The following is a 20060-nucleotide window of genomic DNA, read 5'->3' on the forward strand; positions in this document are numbered from 1 at the left end:
GTTCCCGCACTCCATTTCTAGTTATCTTCTTAACATGGACACAACAATATTGTGGGCCTAGGCTGCCTCCGGTGCCGCACCGCAGGTGGTGAGGCCGGATGGAACGCGAGGAGAAGCGTGACAGTAAAGGTGAACGGTCGAAGGAGAACAGCGCGAATCGTCGGCGCTCTGGCGGCGCTGGCGACGGTGACACTCGCCGGCTGCGGCGACAACACGTCGGGGTCCGAGCAGACGGCGGGTGGCACCGACAGCGCGGCGCCCGCCCTGAGCGGGACCCCGATCGAGATCGGGTACGCCGCCTCGATGTCGGGGGCGCAGGCGAGCAACGGACTCAGCGGCAAGGCCGTCGCCCACGCGTGGCAGGAGTACACCAACGCGCACGGAGGCATCCTCGGTCATCCCGTCGATATCACGGTGACGGACACCAAGAACACCGTGCCGGGCGCGACGTCGGTCGTGAAGGGCTTCATGAGCGACGCCGACGTCGACGCCGTCTTCCTGACCGACCTGGTCGCCGAGTCCGCGATGACGGACACGTTCGAGAACACCGATGTTGCGGTCATCAGCGCGAACGGCGCCACGAACGTGCCCTGGATCACCGTGCCGGGGCTCTTCCAGGACGTGTCCGGTGCCGAGTACGCGGCGCGGGTGTTCGCCGACGTCGCGAAGGCCGCCGGCACCGAGAAGCTCGGGTGGGCGGTCTGCTCGGAGGTGAAGAACTGTCAGGAGAACAGCGAGAAGGGCTCGGCCTACGCCGAGACGCTCGGCATCGACCCGGTCGGCACCCAGCTGATCTCCGCGACCTCGTCCGACTACACCGCCCCCTGCCTGTCCTTCGCGGGCAAGGGCGCCGACGGCATCGCGATGTACGCCGGCTACACGACCGGCACCCGCTTCGCCACGGACTGCCTCCGGCAGGGGTACTCCGGCACCTTCCTGACCGCGAACTCCGGATTCGACCAGAGCGCCTTCGGCAAGGTCAGCGGCTTCAAGTCCTACGGCAGCACCGAGGGATTCCCCTGGTGGGCCGACGACGCCGCCGTGGCGACGTACCGCGACGCGATGGCGAAGTACTCCCCCGACGGCGCCTGGCAGTCCGGCAACGCGACAGCGATCTGGTCGTCCTTCGAGCTCTTCAAGAAGGCCCTCGAAGGTGCGAAGCCCGCGACGATCGACCGCGCGACGGTGATGGACGCGATGTACCAGGTGAAGGACGAGACGCTCGGCGGCCTCCTCGCCCAGCCGGTCACCTACGTCAAGGGCGAGCCCTCCCAGCCCGTCGAGTGCAGCTGGTTCCTCGAGTTCGACGCCGGCGACGACAACCCGACGAGCATCGAGCCCGCGAAGTCCGGCAACGGCGCGACCGGCGATCTGGCGAGCACGTGCGAGGACAGCGCCGGCAGCTGACGCTCGACGAAACATTCACTGCGCGAGATGAATCCGGCGCGGCCGGCCCGATCTGATCACCTCGATCGTTCGGGCCAGTCGCGCCGGGGTGGTGTAGGACTCGATCGAGCCGCTCGCCCAGTAACCGGGAGTGTCGGTGACGTTCACCACCGGGTTCTTCCCCACGGCTACCGCTCCCGAACCGATCAGGTCGTCCAGGAGGTGACCGGCACCCAGCTCCTCCAGGACGGCGACGGTGTCCAGGCCGGGTCGCCGGGCGGCCAGGAACGGACGCGCCGAGTCCTCGAACGACCCGAAGACCGGATGCCCGATCCCGAATGCGCGCCCGATGCCCGGGTGGTCGACAACAGCCAGCAGTCCGCGCCGAAGCGCGGTCGGGTCCGCGACGAGGTCGATCACCGGCACGTAGCGATGCGCGCCGATCCCGGCGGTGCGCAGATCGGCCACCGCCTCGGCGACGCGGCGCGCAGCGAAGCGTGCGGCCAGCCACGCGCCGAGGTGTCCGTCCGGCACGGCGCCCGACTCCTCGAGCCCGGCGACCTGCGCGAGCAGGTCCCGGCCGCCCGAGCCGGCGGCCACGTAGAACCAGCCGTCGCGGGCACGGTAGAGGCGGTCCAGCGCATGCCGGCCCGTGGCCTCGGGCCCACTCGGTTCGTCCCACGACCTGCCGTCGTACCCGATCGCGAGCGGCAGCTGATGCAGCGTGGCGGTCCGTGACAGCGAGGCGTTGACCTGCTGTCCCGCACCGGTGCGCAGCCGGTCCAGGAGCGCGAGCATGATGCCGAAGGCGTTCAGGTGGCCGGCCGCGTGGTCGTTGACCACGACGCCGAGCATCCGCGGCGCGCCCTCACCACCGGCGCGGACGCCCATGCCGGTCGCCATCTGTGCGAGCGGCTCGTGACCGCGGTATTCGGCCCGGGAGCCGCCGTGCGAGTGCAGCGACATCGTGGAGTAGACCGCGGCCGGATTCAGCTCGCGCACCCGCTCGGCGCCGAGACCGAGACGCTCGGCCGCGGCCGGCGTGAAGTTGTGATGGATGACGTCCATGTCGCCGATCAGATCCGGCAGCACGGCCTGGATCCTCTCGTCCCGGAGGTCGAGGAACGCCATCCGCTTGCCACTGCTGACCGTGCGGTGGCCGTTGAAGGCGGACAGGTCGTCGGTCAGCGGGTCGGCCCCGCTCGCGGCCACCGCAGGATTGTCGATCTTGAGCACGTCGGCGCCGTACTGCGCCAGCACCCGGGTGCTCGTCGGCCCGGCGAGCAGACTGGCGCAGTCGAGCACCCGAAGACCGTCCAGGGGGAGGTCGTGACGCAACTGTCTCTCGCTCGACCAGGAGAACCCCTCCCCGACCCAGTCGACGTCCGCGTCCGGGCCGACGCCGTCGGGCCGCGCGGAACGGCCCCAGCGCAGCTGGGGCCGAGTCTCCGAGAGCAGCACCGGGAATCCCGGCTGGACCGTCGCACCGAGCAGGGGGTCGGCGACCTCGATGACCGACCGGCTGGCGCGCGCATGGTCGTCGGCAAGCCACGCCTGGGTGCTCTGGCACAGCCCGAAGGCACCCTCGAGCTCCTCCTGGCAGATGCGCTCCCAATCCCGGCCGGACCGGGTGCCGATCAGCTCCACCAGGTCCCGCACCATCTGCTCGCACGTGGAGTCGTCGAGATCGACGAGCCGGTACCGCGGAAGGAACCGGTCGAGGAACCGCTGCAGGCCGCGCAGCGGCGTGTCGAAGTAGAGGTGGGTCCCGTCGGCCGCCGGCGCGGTCTGGAGCATCCGGTGCAGACGCGCGTACGTCGGGTTGTCGGTCTTGCGGGAGACGGGGACCTCGGCGTAGGAGCCCACCGCCTGGAAGGCCGCCTCGTACAGGGAGACCTCGATCCACGCGCCCCGTCCGGTGGAGGCTCGGGTGAGCAGTGCGCCGGCCACCCGGTGCGACGCCATGAAAGCCGCGAAGGTCGAGGCCATCGGGAGCGCGCTGAAGACGGGGTCACCGTCGACCTCACCGTGCCGCGCCGGGTACAGGCCGGTGGCCGCGGCGAGCAGACCGTCCCAGCCGGGCAGCCCCGCCCGGGGATCGTCGCGGGGGAAGCCCGGCAGCGAGCACCACACCAGTTGCGGTGCGCGCTCGCGGATGGCCACCGGGTCCAGACCCAGTCGCTCCAGGACTCCCGGGCGGAAGTTGTCGATCACGACGTCGGCGGACTCGGCCAACGCCACAGCCCGGGCGACGGCCGCCGGGTCGTGGAGATCGAGGCGGAGCTGCCGCTTGTTGCGATACAGCGCAGCGTTCGCCGGCGAATCCCACCGCGGGCCGTCCGGAGGATCGATGTGGATCACGTCGGCGCCGTTGTCGCCGAGGAACATCGCCAGCATGGGCCCGGCCAGGAAATGGCCGAGGTCCAGGACACGCAACCCGCTCAGTGCACCGGTCGTCATCGGGCCGGACCCTCTATATACATAGCTACATCATTTCTGCACAATAGAAACAAAACAAGGTCCGAATACGACGGGGCAAGTCAGGAGGTCAGGTGAACACCAGGAGGTACGTCGTCGGCAAGGCGGCCGATCTCGCCGACGGGGAGAAGATGGCCGTCGACGCGGGCGGCCGCTCGATCGCGATCTTCAACGTCAAGGGCCGCTACTACGGCCTGCTCAACCGCTGCCCGCACCGCGGCGCCGACCTGTGCGCGGGGCGATTCCTGCCGCGGGTGACAGCGGCCGTCCCGGGCGAGTACCACTACGACACCGAGCACACCTTCCTGGTCTGCCCGTGGCACGGCTGGGAGTTCGACGTGGTCACCGGCCAGTCCTACTTCGACCCGGTAGGCATGCGCGGGCGGCCCTACCGGGTCGAGGTCGAGAGCGGCGCGACGGTCACCCACGATCTCGACGAGGGAACAGTGGCGCTCTCCCGGCTCACCCCGCAGCAGTACGCCGCCGTCGCGGCCGACCGGGGCGACGAGGCCGGGCCCGCCGTCGCCGGGTTGCAGCCCGGACCGCTCCGGGCCGAGACGGTCAGCGTCCAGATCGAGGACGACTACCTCGTCGTCGACCTCCGTCCACAGCGACCACAGCGTGCCCAGGGGGCCCGCACCGAGAAGCAGGAGACTGCGTGACCACCCTGACCACTCCCTCGGCACCGACCGAGCCGGCCGAGATCGAGCCCGTCGCAGACCGCGCGGGACGCGAGACGCTGTGGACCGGCAGCGTCATCGACGTCGACGTGCACGCCCAGGTGCCGAGCGCCGAGACGCTCTTCCCCTACCTCGCCCAGCAGTGGGTCGACTGGTGCACCGAGCGGAACTGGAAGCAGCCGCAGGGTCCGCTGTCGCACTACCCTCCTAACTCACCGCGCACCTGCCGTCCGCAGTGGCGGCCCACTGACGGCCGCACCCCGGCCTCGGACGTGGACCTGCTGCGCAGGCACGTCCTCGACCCGTGGGACGTCGATCGTGCCATCCTCAACTGCTACTACGGCATCGACAGCATCCGCCAGCCCGATTGGCACAACGCGATGGCCGGCGCAGTCAACGACTGGCTGATCGAGGAGTGGCTGAGCAGGGACTCCCGGCTGCGTGCCTCGATGGTGCTGCCCGCCCGCGACCCGGCGTCCATGATCAGGGAGATCGAACGCGTCGGCTCGCACCCGGGAATCGTGCAGGTGCTCCTGCCGGTGCGCACCGACGCCCTGTGGGGCCGGCGGATGTTCTTCCCAGTCTTCGAGGCGATGGCCGAGCGCGGCCTGGTCGCCGGGCTGCACTACGGGGGCACCGCTGACGGCGTGCCGTCGACCACGGGCTACCCGTCGTATTTCGTCGAGGAGTACGCCGCCGAGTGGCAGGCCTTCGGTAGCCAGATCACCAGCATGGTCGCCGAGGGCCTGTTCCAGGTCGTCCCCGACCTGCGCGTCTCCGTCCTCGAAGGCGGGTTCCTGTGGCTGCCCGCATGGGGCTGGCGGATGAACAAGGACTGGAAGGGGCTGCGTCGCGAGGTGCCGTGGCTGACCGAGCCACCGTTCGACTTGGTGCGCAAGCACTTCCGCTTCTCCACCGCACCCACCGAAGCCGGTCCCACCCCATTGCTGGAGAAGGCGATCGGGTGGCTCCGCAGCGAAGACCTGCTCATGTTCGCCACCGACTACCCACACGCGCACGACGACGACCTGGCCCAGCTGCTGAGCGCGATGCCGGAGTCGATGCGGGCCAAGACCATGGCGGAGAACGCCCGGTCCTGGTACCGCCTCTGAGACGCTGATCGGCGGGCCCCGTACGTCGTACGTGGACCCGCCGATCAGCGTCTCAGGAACAGCGTCCGCGGCCCGAGACCAGGAGCCGCACCGGACCGCGGAAGTTGTACTCCGGGCGGTAGTCGAACCCACCGGCGACGCGGAGGTCCGGGTAACGCCGATAGAGGGCGGTCAGCCCGACCTCGATGTCGAGTCGGGCGAGCCACTGTCCCAGGCAGGTGTGGATCCCGAACCCGAAGTCGAGTTGGTGCTTGGCATCCTCACGCTCGATGTCGAGCCGCTCGGGGTCGGGGAACCGGGCCGGGTCGTGGTTGGCCGACGCGACGAGCAGGCGGAGCGTCTCGCCGGTACGAACCTCGAACCCGTCGATCTCGGTGTCGACCGCGACCGCGCGGTGCACGCCGTGCGCGGAGGGGCAGTAGCGGAAGAACTCCTCGATCGCGTTGCTCATCAACTCGGGACGCTCGTGGAGCAGGGTTCGCTGCCCGGGGAAGGCGTCCAGGGCGATCACCGCGTTGGAGATCATGTCGTTGGCGTTGCCCGAGGTGAGCATGACGGTGAACATCGTGGTCAGCTCGGCGTCGCTGAGTCCGGTGCCGTCCTCGCCCGCCGCGAGCAGGTTCGAGACCAGGTCGTCGTCGGGGCCGTCGGCGGAGCTCCCCGGCCGACGTGAGCGAATCACGTCGTGGACGTACGCCTCGATGTTGCGGACCGCGTCGTACGCCTCGGCGAGGTTCTCGTAGTTGGTGCCCAGACCACGACGCGCGGCCAGTGCCCAGCCACGGAACGACTCGACGTCGATGTCGGGGATGCGCAGCATCCGGCAGACCACCCGGAACGGCAGGTAGAAGGAGAGCGCGCCCAGGTCGAACGGGCCCTCGCCGGTGGCGGCGATGCCGTCGAGCAGTTCCTCGGCGACCCCCTCCGCCTCACCGCGCAGCGCGTTGATCGCCCGCACCGAAAAGGCCCGGGCGACGAAGCGGCGCAGCCGGCTGTGGTCCGGTGGGTCGTTCAGTCCGAGGTGATGGGAGTCGTGCCCGATGAGATGGTCGTACATCGCCAGCTCGTCGCCGCCCAGGGCGGCCCGTTTCTCGGTGACGCGGGAGCCGGTCTGCCGCCGGTTGGAGAAGCGCTCGGTGTCGCGGAAGATCGCCTTGATGTCGTCGTACCGCGAGACCACCACGACCGGTCCGACGCGCAGCACGGGCGCGTGCGCGCGCAAGTCCGCGTAGAGCGACCAGGGATCGGCCAGCATCTCGGGGTCGAGTGCGAAGAAGCGGCTCGCCCGCTCCTCGAGGTCGCCCAGTCGGGCATCGGTCACGGTCATCGGCGTGCCTCTCTGTCGGTTCGGGGACTCACAAGTCGAGGACGAGGCGCGGGCCCTTGGATCGGGAACAGCAGATCATCATCACGTCGTTCGCGGCCCGCTCGTCCTCGGTCAGCAGGGAGTCGCGATGGTCCGGCTCGCCGTCGAGGACGGTGGTCTCGCAGGTACCGCAGGTGCCCTCGCGGCAGGACGTGAAAATGTCCACGCCGGCCCGCTCGACGACGTCGGCGATGGACTCGTCGGGTCCCACCGTCATGGTGAGCCCCGAAGCGTCGAGCACCACCTCGAAGGAGGTCGTCGGGCCGTCCAGGGCACCGTCCTTGGGCCGGAAGCGCTCGACGTGCAAGGCTCCGGTGGGCCACTCGGCGCACTGCGCCTCGACCGCGTCGATCAGCGCACCGGGACCGCAGCAGTAGACCGCGGTGCCGTCGACCGGCTCGCCGAGCAGCCCGGCCAAGTCGATCAGGCCGCGCTCGTCCTCGGGCCACAGCGTGACCCGGTCCCCGTAGCGCTCCAACTCGCCGCGGAAGGCCATCGAGTTCCGGCGCCTGCCGCCGTAGACCAGCCGCCAGTCGGCCCGGCGGCCCTCCAGCTCGGCGATCATGGTCAGCAGCGGCGTGATGCCGATGCCACCTGCGATGAAGAGGTGACGCTGCGCCTCCTCCAGTGCGAACTCGTTGCGGGGGCCGCGCACGCGCACGGTGTGTCCGGCCGCGACCGTCTCGTGCAGATACGACGAACCGCCTCTGCTCTCCGGCTCGCGCAGGACGGCCACCCGCCACGACGACGTGTCGGCCGGGTCGCCGCACAGCGAGTACTGCCGCTCGACGCCGTTTCCGAGCACCAGATCGACGTGTGCGCCGGGCGTCCACGTGGGCATCGCGCCCCCGTCGGCGCGCACCAGTTCGAAGGAGCGGACGCCGTCGGCCTCGGCGACGACTGCTCGCACAGTCGCATCGAAGAGCCGGTCCTGGTCGGCCGACAGGGGATCCCTCAGTGCGCCGGTCTGTGTCATTTCGATAGCCCTCGACATCGTTGCTGTAAAAACATTAGAAATCATAGTAACATGATTTGTACATAACATCGTTCGACGAAGGGTGGCGGAGATGGCCGGAGAATTCACCCGCAACGGCCTGCAGCGCGCAGCGCTGAAGTGGGGGCATCAGCTCAGCAATCTGCTCTACCCCATCGCGCGCAAGACGCTGCCGTATCGCCCGAAGATGTGGTGGATCCCGCGACTGCCGATCTGGGCCCACCCGAGGCGCGCACCGCACGGTCGCCCCTGGAGCACCCCGATCCCGGCACCGGCCGACGAGCTGCGCACCGGCCCCGGCGTCCAACTGCTTCCCGAGGCGCAGCAGCGCGCATTCGACGAGGCTCCGCTGCACGACTTCATCCGACTCCACCCGGAGATGCGTGGAGAGCACAGCCCCACCGGCCACATGTGGATCTCGCTGCTCTCGACGTCGCCGCGCGTCCAAGGCGCCGCCCGACGCCGTGCGCAGGCCAACCTCCACCCCGACGCCACCGCACCGCCCGCCCGGGTGACGCCGGCAGCGCTCACCGAGGCGATGAAGCGTGAGGCGGCACGCCTCGGCCTCGCCGCGGTCGGCGTGACCGCCTACGACATCAAGTACAACTACGCCGAATACCACGGCCTCGCCGTCGGCGACACGATCATCGTCGGCATCGTCGAGCAGAACTTCGACTCCACCCAGATGTGCCCGAGCCTGCGGTCGGAGAAGGCCGCCCTCTCCGCGTATGCCGGGCTCGAGGACCGGATGCGTCTGCTCGCCGACTGGATCCGAGCGCAGGGCTACGCCGCCAGGGCCGAAGGATTCGTGGGCGAGTCGATGGTGATCCCGTACGCCGTCCAGGCGGGGCTGGGCCAGCTCGGGCTCAACGGCCAGCTGTTGACACCGGATGCCGGGTCGCGCTGTCGGATCGAGGTGATGTCGACCGACGCGCCGTTCCTCCACGACGTCCCGGTGGACTTCGGGATCGAGGGCGTGTGCGACAAGTGCCAGATCTGCGTGCGCCGGTGTCCCGCGGGCGCGATCCCGGCGGTCCGCAAGGAGAGCCGTGGCGTCGTCAAGGCGAAGCTCAACACCAAGCGCTGCCTGCCCGTGATGGGCAAGACCGCCGGCTGCTCGGTCTGCATGAAGGTCTGCCCGGTGCAGCGGTTCGGCCTCCCCGCCGTCCTCGAGGAGTTCGAGGCCACCGGCCGCGTCCTGGGCAAGGACACCGACGATCTGGAGGGCTTCGACTGGCCACTGGACGGCCGGCACTACGGGCCCGGTGAGCGGCCACGGCTGGCTCCCGAGGTCTTCGAGACGCCGGGCTTCGAGTTCGACCCCGGACGCAAGGCGCCGCTGGACTGGGTGGACCCGACCGGGAAGAACACCGAGGCGCTCGGCTACTGAACCGCTCGATGCGGCGGGCGCCTGCCTCTCCCCCAGGTGAGTGAGAAAGCGTGCCCGGGCACACCACGGCACTCACATGGGGAGAGTGCCGACGAGACCCCACACGTTTCCATCCTCTGACAACCCCAGGAGAATCCCGATGAAACTCGCAGTCGACCTCAACCAGTGTGAAAACCATGGTCAGTGCACGTTCGCCACGCCGTCCCTCTTCTCGCTCACCGACGAGGGCCTGCTGTCGTTCCGGTCCACGGCCCAGGACGAGTACGTCTCGCCCGACCTCACCGCTGCCGACGCCGAGGCGGCGGCCGTCGCCGTCGACATGTGCCCCATGCAGGCGATCAGCCTGCGCGGGTGAACGCGCCCATGAGCGGGGGCTGCCGCCGGTTCGACGACCACGTGGTCCTGGTGACCGGGGCGACCGGCGGCCTGGGTGCGGCCTGCGCGCTGCGGCTCGCGGCGGAAGGTGCCGACGTGGTGGTCACGGGTCGGCGCGCGGATCGCTGCGCAGAAGTGGCCGAGGAGGTGCGCCGGCTCGGCGGGCGATGCCTCAGTGTGCCCGGCGACATCACCGACCCCGCCCATCCGGAGCGTCTGGTGGAGGCGACCCTGGCCGAGTTCGGCCGGCTCGACGGCGCCGTGAACAACGCCGGGGTCAGCCCGGCGCCGAGACCGGCGGCCGAGTATCCGGACGAGCTGTGGAACGACACGATCGCACTGGACCTGACGGCCGTCTTCCGCTGCCAGCGTGCGGAACTCGGGGTGATGGTCGCGGCAGGCCGCGGCGCGATCGTCAACGTCGCCTCCTACGCCGCCACGACGGTCCAGGCACGAGGAATTGCCTCCTATGCCGCGGCCAAGCACGGGGTGCTCGGCCTGACCCGGTCGGCGGCACGCGACCATGCGGCCGACGGGGTGCGGGTGAACGCGGTCGGACCCGGGCACATGCGCACGGCGATGATCGACCGGCTGCTCGACCCGGAGGGCGAGGAGCGACTGCGGACGCGCATCCCGATGGGCCGCATCTCGGACCCGGAAGAGGTTGCCGCCGTGGTGGCGTTCCTGCTCTCTCGGGACGCCTCGTTCGTGACGGGGCAGATCGTCGTCGCCGACGGCGGACTCTCGATCTGAACCGAACCAGGTCGATCGGCTGAGCCCGCCGCCGGGCGTGCGCCTCAGCCGATCGACGTCTCGGTCTCCGGGTTCTCCGGCCACTTCAGGCGCTTGTAGAGCGGATCGTTCTGGTCGCGCGTGCCCCGGAAGTGGCCGCCCGGCACGGCATTCTGGCAGGGCACCGTCCCGTCCCACTCCATCACCACGCGGCGGTAGGTGATCTTCCAGCCGTCCTCGGTGCGCTGGAAGTAGTCGAGATAGCGCCCGATCGACTGGTAGAGCCGGTCCTCGGCGGTCTGCATCCAGTAGGCGAAGTAGGATTCGCCGTACGCCTCGTCGCCCTCGACCTCGAAGATCGACTGGCCCATCAGGTGGTAGATGAAGCTGGAGGCCGACGTGAATCCGGGGTTGTTGCAGATGAACTCGGCGAACTCCTCGCGGCTCCCCCGGAAGCGACCGTGGTCGTCGAAGGACTTCTCGGAGTAGCAGGCCAGGATCCCCTCGCGGTCCATCCGGTCCACGGCGCGTTCGAGCTTGGCCACCAGTTCGGTGAGCTCCATCTTGTCGGCCAGCAGCGCCAGGTCAAGCGTTGCAGTCATGTATCGCTCCTTCGGTCAGAACGCCGTCAGTTGTTGTCAACTTATGCTCAAAGTAGGCTAGCGCGGCGGGTCCACATCGTCCAGCACGTGGGACTTCTCGGATTTCGAGTCGTAATCAAGTGTGTTTACTATTATGTAATAAGTAGACAAGTGATGCTCGTCTCATCTATGTTCCCTTCAGAGGACACCCGTCGCCCGATGACGGGACCCGAACACACGAGGAGCATCGGTGTCATCCAGGATTCTCACCCTCAAGAAGGCAACGCGGGTCGGTGCCGTGTTCGCCGTGGCCAGCATGGCCAGCGTGGCACTCGCAGCGTGCGGCGGCAGCAGCAACGACACATCCACGTCCGGCCCCGACAGCGGCGGCAGCTCGTCCAGCTTGACCGGGACGCCGATCAAGATCGGTTATGTCGCTTCCAAATCCGGCGCGCAGGCCACGAACGGCCTCGCGGCCGAGGCCGTCGCACACGCCTGGCAGGAGTACACCAACGCCAACGGCGGCATCCTCGGTCACCCGGTCGAGATCGACATGGTCGACTCCAAGAACACCGTTCCGGGCGCCACCTCGGCGGCCAAGGCATTTCTCGCCGACGACAGTGTCGACGCAATCTTCATGACCGATCTGGTCGCCGAGGGGTCGATGGCTGATCTGTTCAAGGACACTCCGGTCCCGGTGATCAGTGGCGGCGGCTCCAGCGACCTGCTCTGGTCGAAGGTCCCCGGCGTCTTCCAGAACGTCTCCGGTTCGGACTACACCATCAAGTCCTACATCGACCAGTCCAAGGCAGCAGGTGCGAAGAGCTTCGGCTGGGCCGCCTGCGCCGAGGTCGCCGTCTGCGCGACCAACGGCGAAAAGGCCGAGGACTACGTCAAGTCCATCGGCATGACTCCGACCGGTGTGCAGCAGTTCTCGGCGACGGCCAGCGACTACACCGCCCAGTGCCTGGCCTTCACCGGCAAGGACACCGACGCGATCGCCTTCAACATCGGCTATGCCGTCGGCGCCCGTGTCGCGACCGACTGCCTGCAGCAGGGCTACGACGGCATCTTCTCGGTCATCAACTCAGGCTTCGACCAGGAGGCGTTCAGCAAGGTCTCGGGCTTCAAGTCGGCCGGCGGCACACAGGGCTTCCCGTGGTGGTCCGACGACGCAAAGGTCGTGACCTACCGCGACGCCATGAACAAGTACTCGCCCGACGGCGTCTACAGCTCCGGCAATTCCACCGCCATCTGGTCCAGCTTCGAGCTGTTCCAGAAGGCGCTGGAGAACGCCAATCCGGCCGAGATCAACCGGTCGACGGCGATGGACGCGATGTACACCATCAAGGACGAGACCCTCGACGGCCTTCTGCCGGAGCCGATCACATACACCAAGGGCCAGCCCTCCAAGCCGGTCGGCTGCAACTGGCTGTTCACCTTCAACGCCGGCGACGACAACCCCGAGGGCATCCCGCCGGCAACGTCCGGCAACAGTGCGAAAGGCGACCTCGCCAGCACCTGCGGGGGCTACCTGCCCGGCCTGGGTATCTGATCCACCGCTCGCATCACCGAAGGCCCGCGCCCTCCATCCGGAGGGCGCGGGCCTTCGGCCATCTCCGGCACAGGGCGCAGGGTAGGGGCTGACGTCGTACTCAGCCGCCACTCTTCGCTCCTTCGGGGCCGAACGGCCGCGCGATAGCAAGGAGTGGCGTCTCAGTTCATTTCGTGCATCGACTGCTGACCTGCCCGCTACCCCGGCAACCGAATCGCTCAGCGCCGCACCACTACCCGGAACTTGGTCCGGCAAGCTGGGGCACGCCCTGGACGCAGGCGCCTGCAGGGGAGATCTCCACGCAACCGAGCCCGCCCCCCACAAGGGGGGCGGGCTCGGTTGCGTCAGCGGCGTGGGAGGGACTCAGGCGGCGCCGTCGCCGATGTACTGCTCGAGGACGTTGCCCTGGAGCAATGTCGCGGCGCTGCCGTCGTAGGCGATCTCGCCGCGGCGCAACACATAGGCGTGGTCGGCGATCGACAGGGTGCGCAGCGCGTACTGGTCGACGAGGAGTAGTGCGACGCCCTTCTCACGCAGGGTGCGGAGGAAGTCGAAGACCAGGTCCACGATGATCGGCGCCAGACCGAGCGAGGGCTCGTCGACGAGAACCAGACGCGGGTTGGCGACGTAGGCGGCCGACAGCGCGAGCATCTGCTGTTCACCGCCCGACATGGTGCCGGCCTTCTGGTTCAGCCGCTCTCCCAGACGCGGGAAGACGCCGGTCGCGATCTCGATGCTCTCCTGGGCGTTGAATGCGTTGGACTGCATCAACAAGTTCTCCCGCACGGTGAGGTTGCGGTAGACGCCCCGGCCCTCGGGCACGTGGCACAGTCCCGCGCGCGAGCGCCGCGCCGCCGAGGTTCGGGTGACCTCGTCACCGTCGATCAGCACCTCGCCCGCCGAGGGTCGGATCAGCCCCGAGGCGACCCGCAGCGACGTGGTCTTGCCTGCACCGTTGGGGCCGATCAGGGCCGTCACCGAACCCGGCTCCACCCGCAGGGACACATCCCGGAGCACCGAGGTGGTCCCGTAGCTGGCGTTGACGTTGCGCAGTTCGAGGGCCGGCTTCTGGGAAAGGGCGACTCCCCCTCCGGCCTCTGTCGCGGTCGTTCGTTCGGTCATCGGACCATCTCCTCGATGAGGTCGTCGGCGGTGTCGATCTCGATCTCGGCCTCGGTCTCCGAGCCGAGATACGCCGCCTGGACGACGGGACTGTTGCGGACCTCGGTCGGCGTGCCGTGGAAGAGCATCTTGCCGAAGTCGAGGACATGGATCTGCGCGCAGATCCTGAGTACGAGAGCCATGTCGTGCTCGACCAGCAGGATGCCGCAGCCGCGGGTCTCGACGATCTGGGTCAGGGTCTCGCCGAATTTCTCCGTCTCGACCGGATCCAGGCCGGACGACGGCTCGTCCAACAGCAGGACGTCGAAGGGACCGCTGAGGCAGCGTGCCAGCTCGACGAGGCGCCGCTGTCCGGTGGAGAGCTCGCCCGCGTTCACGTCACGAAGGTGTGCGATCCCGCACAGCTCCATCGCGTACTCGGCCGCCTCCAGGGTCGCCTTGCGTTCCTTCCGGGTCGCGACCAGTTGACCGCGCAGGCTGGAGCCGGCCATGCCGGACTCGACGCCGAGCGCGACGTTCTGCGCCACCGTGAGCGAATCCGCCAACTGCATGAGCTGGAACGTCCGGCCGAGACCGCGGCGTCCACGGGCCGCGGCGCCGAGGCCGGTGACGTCCTCGCCGTGCAGCATGACCCGGCCGGTGGTCGGGGTGAGCAGGCCGCTCGCGGCGTTGAACAGCGTGGTCTTGCCCGCACCGTTGGGGCCGATCAGACCGGTGATCTGGCCGACCGGAGCCGTCAGCACCGCCTTGTCGAGCGCGGTCCGACCGCCGTACTTGATCGTCAGGTCGCGGATCTCCAGGCCGGTCGCCGCCGACGGGATCTGCCACGGATCGTCGGCGACGGCGACGATCGGTGCCTCCTTGCGACGCCGGAAGTAGGTGTCGATGAAGTCGCGGGCGCGCTGCGGGAGTGTGTCCGAGCCGCCGCGGGTGGCGATCACGATGGCGCCGACGCCGAAGATCACGCTGAGCCACGGGGTGGCGGTCTCGCTGTGCCAGTACGCCGGGATCATCGCCGAGACGACGCCCACGACCGCGTACCACGGCTCGCGGAACGGCATCAGTGCCAGCGTGGCGACCAGGACCAGTGAGTAGTAGGCGGCGTAGTTGCTGTCGCCGAGCACCGCGTAGTGGATGGTGCTGCCGTACAGCGTGCCGCCGATGCCGGCGATGTAGCCGGCGATGCAGAAGACGATGAGGCGCAGCAGATTGGTGTTGAGTCCGAGGGTGCGCACCGCGAGCGTCGCCTCCGACAGCCCGCGCAACACCCGGCCCAGCCGGCTCTGGTGGATGAGCACCATCACGAGTGCGGCGACGACGAAGAAGGCGAGCACGACGTAGTACCACGCCTCGTCGCCGGCGTCGCCCGGTCGCGGCATCGGCAGACCGGTGCCGGTCGTGCCGAAGAACCAGCTCTTCTGATAGAGCCAGGCCTCCGCGGACAGGCCGAAGCCGAGCGTGGCCAGCGCGAGGAAGAGTCCCTGTAGACGGATGGCCGGCAGGGCGAGCAGCGCCGCCACTGGGACGACGACCAGTGCGGAGAGCAGGACGCCGACCAGCCACGGCAGACCCCAGTGGGCACTGACCTGGGCGAAGGTGACGGCACCGATCGCGGCGAATACGGCCTGGCACAGCGAGACCATGCCACCGGTGCGTACGACCAGACCGAGCGAGAGCAGCACGATCGCCTGCGTGAGGCCGACGGTCAGGAAGGTCAGGTTGGAGGAGAAGATCTGCGGGCCGAGGAGCAGGAAGACCAGCACGACGCCACCGCCGATGAGTCGGGTGCTGGTCGGGCCGTGGTACGGGATCTTGGGCGCCTGCTCGGCTCTCGCCGGCACGTCGAGGCGCCGCTTGGGCGTCACCATGAGTGCGACGATGAGGACGATGAAGGGCAGCGCCGTCGACATGCCCTGCAGGGACGGGATGTCGATCGCGAACTTGGTGAAGAGGCTCGAGGCGACGCCGATCACCAGCGCGCCGATGTAGGTCAACGGGATGTTCGAGAACCCGCCCAGTGCGGCGGCGCCGAAGGCCTGCACGAACAGGAAGGTCATCGCGACCGCCTCGATGCCGGCGGTCGGAGCGATCAGCACGCCCGACAGGGCCGCGAACGAGGCGCCGATGCCCCAGGACAGCCGCTGGACGGCCTGCGGGCTGGTGCCGTGCAGGGCGACGAGGTCGGGATCGTTGACCACCGCCCGCATGGCCAGGCCGACCCGGCTGAAGCGGAAGAAGTAGAACAGCGCGGCGACGATCACCAGGGAGATGACGATGATCGTCAGCTGGGCATAGGTGACGTTGACGCCGGCGATCCGCGTGAACTTGGTGGCGCCGGGCAGGAACGGCTCGGGCCGCAACGGGTTGAAACCGAACTTGACGGTGGACAGGCCCTGGACGAGCAGGACGATGCCCACCGTGGCCACCACCTTGAAGGTGGGCCGCTGGTTGCTCAGTTTGAGACTCACCGCAGAGAGGACCAGACCGCTCAGCGGGCCGAACACCAGTACCGACAGCAGCATCGCGAGCCACCAGTTCATGGTGAGCTCGACATGCAGCCAGTAGAAGATGTAGGCGGCCGCGGCGGCGATCGCGCCGTGGCCGATATTGAACAGGCCGGACGTCTTGTACGTCAGAACCAGCCCCGTCCCGGCGAGGCCGAGCACAGATCCGGTCACCAATCCGGCGACGATGAAGGGCAGGAGAGTGTCCACGTGATACCTCGAGGTTGCTGGGAACGATGGCACGCGCCCCGGGACCGGGCGTCGGTTTCTATTGATGTTCTATGAATCCCACAATGACTCTTTAATGGTCGTCTAATAATGCTCAGAGATCCACGTCACGTCAATCGTCACGGCGGACGAATACGACGGAACGGTCGCCGCGCTCGCGTCACGCCCCGGTCGCCGGCCGGGTCGCCGCGTCGACGATCGCGGCCCGCTGCGCCGCGCCGAGCACCCAACGGGGTGGGCGCCGCTCGACGAACGCTGCGGTGCCCTCCGTGTGGTCCGAAGAGCAGCGCAGGACGTCCAGCGCCTGCGCGGTGACCCCCCAGCCCCGCTGCTCCCCAGGCTCCTCGATCCGCTCCAGTCCGCGCAGGATCTGGGCCACCGACCCGGGTGCGCTCGCGATCGCATCCAGCGCGAGCTCGAACGCGGTCCGGAGCACCGCTCCGGGCTCCACCAGCCGATTCACCAGTCCCAGGTTGTAGGCGCGCGCGGCATCCAGCCGGGCGCCGGTGAGCATCATCTCGACAGCCACGTTGCGGGGTAGCCGCGCCGGAGCGCGCAACAGTCCTCCTGCGCCCGGCAGCCGTCCCCGCGCGCCCTCGGGCAGCGCGAACCAGGCGTTGCGCGAGGCCACCACGAGATCGGCCGCGAGCACCATCTCGAAGCCGCCGCCCAGCGCCGGCCCGTCGACCGCGGCGACGAGAGGCTTGGTGCGGGAGCGCCGGATCATGCCGTACTGCCCGCCATCGGCGGTGTGCGGCCCCGCACCCAGGACGAGGTCGCTGCCGGCACAGAAGTAGTCGCCGGTCCCGGCCAGCACGCAGACCCTCAGGTCGGGGTCCGCCTCCAGCCGGGCGAACGCCGCCTCCAGGCCGAGGGTCATCGCCGGGTCCACCGCATTGCGCTTGTGCGGCCGGTCGAGAGAGATCTGCAGCACCGGTCCGATCGCCCGGACCTGGACCACGTCCCTGGGTCGCCCCTCCTCCGCGCGAGGATCAGTCATCGAAGTGCTCAGTCATCGAAGGGCTCGGGCCAGTCCAGCCAGGTGGTCAGCGCCCGCCCGGCCACCAGTGCACGCTCCGCCTCGCTCAGCGCGGGGAGACGGCCGACGAAGACGTCCGTCAGCTCGGCATAGGGCACCGCCAGCCGCGACAGATCGGATCCGAAGAAGACACGCGCGGCGCCGAAGGACTCCACCAGCCGGTAGACCGCCTCGGTGATGGAGGGAAACGGGTGCGGCTCGCGTACGAAGCACGGCAGCGCCGACGCCTTGACCGCGATGCCGGGATAGCGGGCCAGGGCAGCGAGCGGCGCCACCGCCTCGGGCAGCGGAACGTCGGCGGTCTCCACGGCAGCGTGGTCGACGGCGATCTTCAAGCCCGGGAACTCCTCGGCCAGTGCGGCGTAGAGGTCGTAGCGACCGGGGGCGTAGATGCTCAGGGGAACGCCGTAGCGCTCGGCCGCCGCGAAGAAGCCGCTGCGCCGCGCCGCTTCCAGCGTCCCCTCGACGTCGCCCCGGTTGAGCGACATCCGGATGGCCCGCATCCCCGCGATGTCGCGCCACTGCGCCAGCCGCTCGACCGCTTCCGGGTCGCCGGTGGCGAAGCGGCAGATCGCGCCGAAACGCGCCGGGTCGGCCGCGGCCACCTCGAGGACGTAGTCGTTGCGCGATCCCTCCCAGGTCGGGCCGAGCAGGAGGGCGGCGCCGACCCCGGCACCGGCCATCTCGTCCACCACCTCGGGCACCTCCAGCGGAACGGGCCGCTGCGGCTCGATGGCGTCGAGTGGCCAGGGACGGTCCGGCGTCGAGGCCTTCCAGACATGGATCTGGGCGTCGATCAGTTTAGTTGGAGTCATGATCACAGGATCATAGTTCCATCATTTATTCATGAGAAGGATCTCAGAACGCGACACCCTGCCAGGCCTCTCTGCTGAACGCCAACGGGTCCTGCACCTGCGAGAGAGTGAGGTCGAGGCGGCAGAACGTCCTGTCCTCGCCATACGCCGGCCAGCCGGGCTCGCCGGTGGCGACGAACGCGACCCAGGCGCCGTGCACCCGGGTGGCCAGCTCTCGCGGCGCGTCGGCACCGCGCAGCTCGATCCCCCAGGGATCGTCCAGGGTGTCGAAGACGAAGGGGACCTCGAGTGTGTGGCAGGCGCCCAGCCGTCCCTCGAACGTCGTCGGCCGCCAAGCGAATTGGTAGGCGTACGACGCATTCCCGGCCGCCTGCCGGGCCTCGAGGAGGCGGTCGGTGGGGGCGACGCAGAACCAGTCCGACTGCACCGCCACGAACAGTTCGGCCGGCGTCGCCTCGGGTAGCTCCTCGCGGTACGTCGCGAGCATTGCACCCGGGTTCTCGCACAGCCTCGCCGTGGTGGCGGTGAGCACCTCGTCGTTCATCGCGTCGGCCGCCCCGGTGGGTGCCACGAAGAGCCCGTACTCTTCGGCGTTCACCCCGATCAGCAGGTCGACGTCGGCGGCGGCGCCGGCCGCGATCGCGTCCGCCGGGTGCTCGGGCAGGAAGTCGCCGTCGACCACCGGCTGGAACACCAACCGCCGGAACTCGGCGAAGCGCGGGTCCCGGCCGGAGGTCAGCCGGGTGATCACGGCGTTGGTGGCGGCGTGCAGCTCCTCGACCGGAACCTTCGCCAGGGCACGCGCATTCGCCTCGACACCGAGCTCGACGCCCAGCTCGGCGGCGACGGTCTCGGCCTGTGCCCGGGTGTGCACGTGATGCCCGGTCCCGCTCTGCGAGATGGCCCGGTGGAAGAGGCCACGCGCGCTCGGGACGGCGAGCAGGGTGCACACCGCCATCGCGCCTGCGGACTCGCCCGCGATGGTCACCCGCGCAGGGTCTCCGCCGAACGCTGCGATGTTGTCGCGGATCCACTCCAGCGCCGCGACCTGGTCGCGCAGACCGCGGTTGGTTGCGGCATCGGGAAGCAGCGCGAAGCCCTCCACGGCCAGTCGGTAGTTGATCGTCACGGCGAGTACGCCGTCGCGTGCGAACGCCGTGCCGTCGAAGGCCGTGGTGGAGCCGGCGCCGGTCACGAATCCGCCGCCGTGGATGAACACCAGCACTGGTGCGCTGCCCCCCGGATCCGGCGTCCAGAGGTTGAGGTTCAGGCCGTTCTCGCCGTGCCGGTGCGGGTCCGGCAGCAGGGCGTCGATCACCGCGGAGCGCTGCGGCGGGGTGGAGACGGTCGGCCCCCAGTCGGTGGCGTCCGCGATTCCTCGGTGCGGCACCGGAGGGTGCGGGGCGTCGAAGCGGGCCTCGCCGACCGGCGGTGCGGCGTACGGGACACCCTTGAAGGCCCAGCCGCTGCCGGTGCGCGCGCCACGGAAGGCGCCCTGCGCGATGCTCACCACCCTCGTCTCGGCCGCTTCGTCCACCATTGCCGTCTCCGCCTGTGCCATGGGTCGCCACTTCCTGTCGTGTTCGTGCCGCGGTCTCGCCGCGCGCATCGCGCTCGTACTTATTTTGCTATTATGTACAACCATTGCAGAAGTCGCGCTGAGACGCGACCGGCCTCCGCCGGAACGAGAGTGTCCGCGGCGG

At 69.2% G+C, this 20060-nt stretch carries 16 protein-coding genes; 7 read left to right on the forward strand and 9 right to left on the reverse strand.

Annotated features, from left to right (window positions below):
* Window positions 1-117: 117 nt before the first annotated feature.
* The gene (locus ACFTWF_RS14615; RefSeq protein ID WP_378461927.1) at window positions 118-1407 is read left to right on the forward strand and encodes an ABC transporter substrate-binding protein; all 1290 of its coding nucleotides are present in this window, start codon (window positions 118-120) and stop codon (window positions 1405-1407) included.
* A gap of 15 nt (window positions 1408-1422) precedes the next feature.
* On the opposite strand, the gene ACFTWF_RS14620 is transcribed toward ACFTWF_RS14615, so the two are convergent.
* Complete coding sequence (locus ACFTWF_RS14620; protein WP_378461928.1) at window positions 1423-3846, reverse strand: CoA transferase; 2424 nt, start codon at window positions 3844-3846, stop codon at window positions 1423-1425.
* Window positions 3847-3938: 92 nt separating this feature from the next.
* Between ACFTWF_RS14620 and ACFTWF_RS14625 the strand changes: the two genes are divergently transcribed.
* Both ACFTWF_RS14625 and ACFTWF_RS14630 read left to right on the forward strand, forming a co-directional pair.
* Window positions 3939-4526, forward strand: a complete 588-nt coding sequence (locus tag ACFTWF_RS14625) for a Rieske (2Fe-2S) protein (protein ID WP_378461929.1) — start codon at window positions 3939-3941, stop codon at window positions 4524-4526.
* The gene (locus ACFTWF_RS14630; protein WP_378461930.1) at window positions 4523-5656 is read left to right on the forward strand and encodes an amidohydrolase family protein; all 1134 of its coding nucleotides are present in this window, start codon (window positions 4523-4525) and stop codon (window positions 5654-5656) included. Before ACFTWF_RS14625 ends, ACFTWF_RS14630 begins: the two co-directional genes overlap by 4 nt.
* A 52-nt stretch (window positions 5657-5708) precedes the next feature.
* Here ACFTWF_RS14630 and ACFTWF_RS14635 read toward each other — a convergent pair whose 3' ends face one another.
* Together ACFTWF_RS14635 and ACFTWF_RS14640 are read right to left on the reverse strand one after the other, a co-directional pair.
* Window positions 5709-6983, reverse strand: coding sequence for a cytochrome P450 (locus tag ACFTWF_RS14635; protein WP_378461931.1), 1275 nt, complete (start codon window positions 6981-6983; stop codon window positions 5709-5711).
* A gap of 28 nt (window positions 6984-7011) precedes the next feature.
* Window positions 7012-7998 (reverse strand): PDR/VanB family oxidoreductase, encoded by a 987-nt coding sequence (locus ACFTWF_RS14640; protein ID WP_378461932.1) that lies wholly within the window; start codon window positions 7996-7998, stop codon window positions 7012-7014.
* A gap of 91 nt (window positions 7999-8089) precedes the next feature.
* On the opposite strand from ACFTWF_RS14640, the gene ACFTWF_RS14645 reads away from it, so the two are divergent.
* The 3 genes from ACFTWF_RS14645 to ACFTWF_RS14655 all read left to right on the forward strand — a co-directional run bounded on the left by ACFTWF_RS14645 (window position 8090) and on the right by ACFTWF_RS14655 (window position 10534).
* On the forward strand, window positions 8090-9406 hold the full coding sequence (locus ACFTWF_RS14645; RefSeq protein ID WP_378461933.1) for a hypothetical protein: 1317 nt from the start codon (window positions 8090-8092) through the stop codon (window positions 9404-9406).
* A 139-nt stretch (window positions 9407-9545) separates the two neighbouring features.
* Window positions 9546-9761: a ferredoxin gene (locus tag ACFTWF_RS14650; protein WP_378461934.1), complete on the forward strand. Its 216-nt coding sequence runs from the start codon at window positions 9546-9548 to the stop codon at window positions 9759-9761.
* 8 nt (window positions 9762-9769) lie between these two features.
* A complete protein-coding gene (locus tag ACFTWF_RS14655; protein ID WP_378461935.1) occupies window positions 9770-10534 on the forward strand; it encodes an SDR family NAD(P)-dependent oxidoreductase in 765 nt (254 codons plus the stop codon).
* A 44-nt stretch (window positions 10535-10578) separates the two neighbouring features.
* Here ACFTWF_RS14655 and ACFTWF_RS14660 read toward each other — a convergent pair whose 3' ends face one another.
* The gene (locus tag ACFTWF_RS14660; protein WP_378461936.1) at window positions 10579-11115 is read right to left on the reverse strand and encodes a nuclear transport factor 2 family protein; all 537 of its coding nucleotides are present in this window, start codon (window positions 11113-11115) and stop codon (window positions 10579-10581) included.
* Between the two features lie 229 nt (window positions 11116-11344).
* Here ACFTWF_RS14660 and ACFTWF_RS14665 point away from each other — a divergent pair, with 229 nt between their 5' ends.
* Window positions 11345-12649 (forward strand): ABC transporter substrate-binding protein, encoded by a 1305-nt coding sequence (locus ACFTWF_RS14665; RefSeq protein ID WP_378461937.1) that lies wholly within the window; start codon window positions 11345-11347, stop codon window positions 12647-12649.
* Window positions 12650-13012: 363 nt separating this feature from the next.
* Here the strand turns inward: ACFTWF_RS14665 and ACFTWF_RS14670 are convergent, their stop codons facing one another.
* The 5 genes from ACFTWF_RS14670 to ACFTWF_RS14690 form a co-directional block, all read right to left on the reverse strand.
* On the reverse strand, window positions 13013-13771 hold the full coding sequence (locus tag ACFTWF_RS14670; protein ID WP_378461938.1) for an ABC transporter ATP-binding protein: 759 nt from the start codon (window positions 13769-13771) through the stop codon (window positions 13013-13015).
* The gene (locus tag ACFTWF_RS14675) at window positions 13768-16485 is read right to left on the reverse strand and encodes an ATP-binding cassette domain-containing protein (protein WP_378461939.1); all 2718 of its coding nucleotides are present in this window, start codon (window positions 16483-16485) and stop codon (window positions 13768-13770) included. Before ACFTWF_RS14675 ends, ACFTWF_RS14670 begins: the two co-directional genes overlap by 4 nt.
* 178 nt (window positions 16486-16663) lie before the next feature.
* Window positions 16664-17503 carry an enoyl-CoA hydratase-related protein gene (locus ACFTWF_RS14680; RefSeq protein WP_378461940.1) on the reverse strand — a complete coding sequence of 280 codons (840 nt, stop codon included), beginning with the start codon at window positions 17501-17503 and terminating at the stop codon, window positions 16664-16666.
* A gap of 8 nt (window positions 17504-17511) precedes the next feature.
* Complete coding sequence (locus tag ACFTWF_RS14685; protein WP_378461941.1) at window positions 17512-18357, reverse strand: amidohydrolase family protein; 846 nt, start codon at window positions 18355-18357, stop codon at window positions 17512-17514.
* A gap of 43 nt (window positions 18358-18400) precedes the next feature.
* On the reverse strand, window positions 18401-19918 hold the full coding sequence (locus ACFTWF_RS14690; protein ID WP_378461942.1) for a carboxylesterase/lipase family protein: 1518 nt from the start codon (window positions 19916-19918) through the stop codon (window positions 18401-18403).
* Between the last annotated feature and the right edge of the window lie 142 nt (window positions 19919-20060).

This window comes from Rhodococcus sp. NPDC056960 (genome assembly GCF_042674125.1).
Taxonomy (GTDB): domain Bacteria; phylum Actinomycetota; class Actinomycetes; order Mycobacteriales; family Mycobacteriaceae; genus Rhodococcus_F.

Bases quoted from the DNA above. Each gene is read 5' to 3' on its own strand.
- ACFTWF_RS14620 (WP_378461928.1), bottom strand. From the start codon at position 3,846: ATGACGACCGGTGCACTGAGCGGGTTGCGTGTCCTGGACCTCGGCCAT.
- ACFTWF_RS14635 (WP_378461931.1), bottom strand. From the start codon at position 6,983: ATGACCGTGACCGATGCCCGACTGGGCGACCTCGAGGAGCGGGCGAGC.
- ACFTWF_RS14640 (WP_378461932.1), bottom strand. From the start codon at position 7,998: ATGACACAGACCGGCGCACTGAGGGATCCCCTGTCGGCCGACCAGGAC.
- ACFTWF_RS14645 (WP_378461933.1), top strand. From the start codon at position 8,090: ATGGCCGGAGAATTCACCCGCAACGGCCTGCAGCGCGCAGCGCTGAAG.
- ACFTWF_RS14650 (WP_378461934.1), top strand. From the start codon at position 9,546: ATGAAACTCGCAGTCGACCTCAACCAGTGTGAAAACCATGGTCAGTGC.
- ACFTWF_RS14655 (WP_378461935.1), top strand. From the start codon at position 9,770: ATGAGCGGGGGCTGCCGCCGGTTCGACGACCACGTGGTCCTGGTGACC.
- ACFTWF_RS14660 (WP_378461936.1), bottom strand. From the start codon at position 11,115: ATGACTGCAACGCTTGACCTGGCGCTGCTGGCCGACAAGATGGAGCTC.
- ACFTWF_RS14670 (WP_378461938.1), bottom strand. From the start codon at position 13,771: ATGACCGAACGAACGACCGCGACAGAGGCCGGAGGGGGAGTCGCCCTT.
- ACFTWF_RS14680 (WP_378461940.1), bottom strand. From the start codon at position 17,503: ATGACTGATCCTCGCGCGGAGGAGGGGCGACCCAGGGACGTGGTCCAG.
- ACFTWF_RS14685 (WP_378461941.1), bottom strand. From the start codon at position 18,357: ATGACTCCAACTAAACTGATCGACGCCCAGATCCATGTCTGGAAGGCC.
- ACFTWF_RS14690 (WP_378461942.1), bottom strand. From the start codon at position 19,918: ATGGCACAGGCGGAGACGGCAATGGTGGACGAAGCGGCCGAGACGAGG.